Below are 1244 nucleotides of genomic sequence, written 5' to 3'. Positions count from 1 at the left end.
GCGCGCGGCGGCCGGGGCGGGCGCGGCCCCTCGCTACGGTCGAGGTTATAGTTGAAGTTGCTGTTGTCGCCATTGCGGCTGATAACCATCGCGCCATTGCCTGTCAGGGGGCGGCCGCTTTCAGCCTGCAGCTTCAGGTATTTGTCGCGCAGCTTGGCGGGCTGCTCCTTGCCATTCACCGTCAGGCTATTGGGCGTAAGGCGCAGCTGGAAGTTGTTGCGGTCCTGAATCAGGCCATCTTTCTGCAGCTGGTCCATCATGGCTTCGCTGCGCTGGCGGTCGCGGTCGGCACGCTCACGGTCGCGCTCGGCGCGTTGGCGGTCACGCTCGGCACGGTCGCGGTCGCGTCCTGCTTCAATGCGGTTGCGCTCGGCCTGCATGCGCTCCTGCGTCATGGCTCGCATTTCCTGCTGCGCATCGCGCATGCGCTCCTGCACCTCGCGCTGGTGTTCGCGCATCTCGCGTTCGTGCTCGCGCATGTCCTGCTCGTGTTCGCGCATCTGCTGTTCGTGCTCGCGCATGTCGGCGCCGCTGTCAAGTCCGCCATTGGTGCCCCGCCGCTCCGACGAAGCCGCCGCTTCGGCTTTCTTCAGTTGCGTCCGCACTTTCTCCAGCTCCTTGTTGATTTCCTTGCGCTGCCCGGCGCTCAGGCCCTTGGCCGCGGCGGCGGTGCGCAAGCCCCGCTCGGCCCCACGCAGGGCATCCAGGGTAGCGCGCTGCTCCGTCGGGTCATTCAGCCGCTTGAAGCGGTACACTCGTTTATCGCCGCTGTTCGCCCCAAAGTCATTGTCAATCCGCACATCATATTGCGGAAAATCGAAGCTGAAATTGTTGCGCTGCAGCTCGCGTTGCACCTGCCGTTCCACATCGCGCCGCACGTCGCGGTCCATTTGCCGGCGCACAGTGCGCTCTACTTCGCGGTGCACCAGCGGGTCAAATTCGCCGCCATCGGTGCGGAAGGAGAACGTGCGTACATCGGCCCCGCCAAACGGTGCCACCTGCACCACTTCCACCTGCTCGCCTTTGCCGGCTTTTTTCTTCTTGCCTTTGCCCACGGCGGCATCCACGTGCTGCCCGTTCACCACGAGGTCGGTGAGGCGGCCTTTCTTATCCTTGGTAATCACCACCGTACCCGGGTTGCCCGGGAATGGCGGCGGCGTCATCTCGCGGCCATTGATAATGACGCGGCGCTCCCGACGGCGGCCGGGCCGCGGGCCGTCCTCATCGTCGCGGGCGTCGCCCGC

Annotated in this window: 1 pseudogene; it reads right to left on the bottom strand. The window is 65.4% G+C overall.

The features are described 5' to 3' along the window. Nucleotides 1-1244: pseudogene (locus ACYVDE_RS23270) on the bottom strand (hypothetical protein); the annotation flags it as partial.

Source organism: Hymenobacter agri (assembly GCF_054778495.1).
Note: the sequence above shows the minus strand (reverse complement) of the source record. Positions and strands in the feature narration are given on the sequence as shown.